Source organism: Leisingera sp. F5 (assembly GCF_001593695.1).
Genome location: NZ_LUKH01000426.1, coordinates 1 through 2,494, shown reverse-complemented (window position 1 = coordinate 2,494; position 2,494 = coordinate 1). Strand labels below are relative to the sequence as shown.

General features: G+C 68.1%; 2 protein-coding genes. One reads left to right on the top strand and one right to left on the bottom strand.

Features of this window, described 5'->3' with window-relative positions:
• Positions 1 to 1,573: hypothetical protein (locus tag A2I95_RS31350; RefSeq protein ID WP_291736110.1), on the top strand; the 1,573-nt coding region annotated here is incomplete at its 5' end.
• Positions 1,574 to 1,584: 11 nt separating this feature from the next.
• Here A2I95_RS31350 and A2I95_RS31345 read toward each other — a convergent pair.
• Complete coding sequence (locus A2I95_RS31345) at positions 1,585 to 2,301, bottom strand: sulfotransferase (RefSeq protein WP_291736109.1); 717 nt, start codon at positions 2,299 to 2,301, stop codon at positions 1,585 to 1,587.
• Positions 2,302 to 2,494: the final 193 nt, after the last annotated feature.

Below are 2,494 nucleotides of genomic sequence, written 5' to 3'. Positions count from 1 at the left end.
GATCAGCACTGTGTTCGAGCGTGAAAGCCGCAATGGCGAGGGTAAGCCGCTGCCCGGCAAGGTGCTGCACCGGGCCTCGGGCACCGCAGAGGTGGCGCAGGGCAATCACAGCGTTGCCCATGTGCCGGGCCATGCCAGCGCGGCGCAGGGGCGGATCCGCATTCTGCATTACCCCTGCCGGGGGCTGGCGCGGTATAAGGACAAGATCCGTCTGGGCGGCGCAGCCTACAGCCGCAACACCGCCCTGCCGCCGGGCGCCGGCGCCACTTGGCGCAGTCAGTATGACGGGCTGGAGACCGGCGCGGTGGAGCGTTTCTGGCGCGATCTGGCAGTGGCGCCGGAAGAGCAGGAGATCGGCCTGTTGCGCGGCGATCTGATGCGGGACGGCCGGGCGGCCGGTTTTTTTGCGGAACAAGCGCGCAGCAAGGCGCGGCAGGATCTGCTGGCGGCCCGTGAGGAGCTGCTGGCGCAGAGCCGGGCAATGGTGGAAGAGTTTTCGCAATCCCAGGCCGAACTGATTGCGCGGGTGCCGCGGCGGCAGCGCTGGGAGCGGCCGATGTATTACAATCTGCGCTTTGCGGTGCGCAGCGCCGAGGCGCATCTGGAGCAGCTGGAAGCGCTGACGGAAGCGGCGGAAGCGGCGGCGCTCTGCGCCCGGTTCGGGCAGATGCGCGATGTGTTTTCGCTGTTTCCCCGCAACACGCATCTGCCTGCGTTCCTGGCGCGGCTGCTGGAGCTTGCAGCGCCTGAGCCGGTGCAGCGCCTGCGTGCGGATTGCGCGGGCAAGCGGGTGATCCTGCACACCAGCTGCCATCCGCGGCTGCAGGAGTCGCAGCAGAGCGTGGCGTCTTTTGCCGGGCTGGGGCAGGACGGCTATCACCACATCATCCTGCTGGGCGCCCGTGAGCCGCGCCCGGAGCAGGACACGGGCCTGTCGTTCGGCTATGACGGGCAGGTGCTGCAGGTGCCCGCCCCCGACACCTATGAAGGGCTGCACCAGAAACTGTTTTACGCCTACATGCTGCTGGATCTGCTGACCGCCCCGGCGCTGGTTGTTAAAATCGACGACAATATCCTGATGCAGGACGCTGCCCGCTTTGCCGCCTGCCTGGACCGGGCGGCGCAGCAGGGCGCGGCCCTTGCCGGGCGGCGGGTCGGCACCCGGCGCCACCAGGACCAGTGGCATGGCTGGCATCTGGGCAAATGCGCCGATCCGGTGATGGAGACGCGCGGCTATCAATACCCGCTGCCACGGGATTATGCGGCAGGCGGATACGGCTATGTGCTGGGCCCGGAGGGGCTGGCGGCCTGCGGTTACATGTACCTGGCGATGAAGGAGTTCCTGGCGATGCCCGCGGTCGGGCTGGAGGATGCCTGCGTGGGCCATGCCATCTATGCCCAGCGGCTGGAGCTTTTGGATATTTCCCAGGGGCACGGGCTCTTGGCGATGCCGGGGCTGACCACCAAGGAGCGGCAGCGCCTGGGTGCGGACTGGGCGGATTGGGACCTGCCTCCGGACGCAGCGGACACCGCCGGGTCCAGGGACGGTTCAGGGGGCGGCTCCGGGGTCTGATCCGGCTCTGATCAGGGCTTTCGGGCCGGTTTCTGCCATTTCATATGCAGCAGCTTGCGGCCCAGCACCGCCTCCACCAGCTCCGGGTCGAACGCCTCGTCCAGGAAGGCAAACAGAGGCCGCCAGGCTTCGGGGTCCTTGGCATAGTCATTATAGTGCATCGCCAGGCAGCTGTGCGGCTGGGCCGCCTGCCAGCGGCTGTACAAAGCCTCTGCGCGCTCCAGCTGCTCCAGCACCGCGGCGCGGCCCATATTGCGCCACCAGCCGGAATTGCGCACCTCGGCGTGATCGCGGGTGTTGAAGATGAAATGCGCATCCGGCATGTAGCGCTGCAGGAACGCCAGCATCGGCTCAAACAGCGCCGGATCCTCGTGCCAGCGGATCTCCTTGAAACCCAGCACCTGCGTGTCCGGCTCCGGCCGCAGCACCGTGCGCAGGACGCTATCGGCAAGCGCCTGGCCAAAGCGGTCCGCCTCGATCGCCTCATAGCCGAACCAGGGCTGATGCGGGCCGGAAGGCACGCCGCGCGCGCGCATCGAGGCCGCCTGCTCCGACTGGCGCAGATCCTGCCAGGCGCGCACCAAGGGCGCCAGCAGATTGGCGTTCTCGCCGCGCAGGCAATGGCCCGGCAGCGCGTTCAGCATGTTCTGCAGCAGCGTCGAGCCCGAGCGCCCGTAGGTGATGATGAAAACGGTCTTTGCGACCTGTCCGCACCGATGCTCCGGCATCGCCTTCTCCTCTGGTTGCGCGGCCCGCAGCCGGGCCTGGGGTGGGCCGTTCCTAGGCTCTAATGCGGCAAAACCCAAGCCCCGAATGCGGGCCCGGGTGGCGCAGGAGGAGCAGGCTGCGGTTGTGGCAGCAGCGCGAGCCTGCGCGGCGGCGCTCATCCGGTCCGGGCGCTGCCTACCTCAAAGGAGGTAG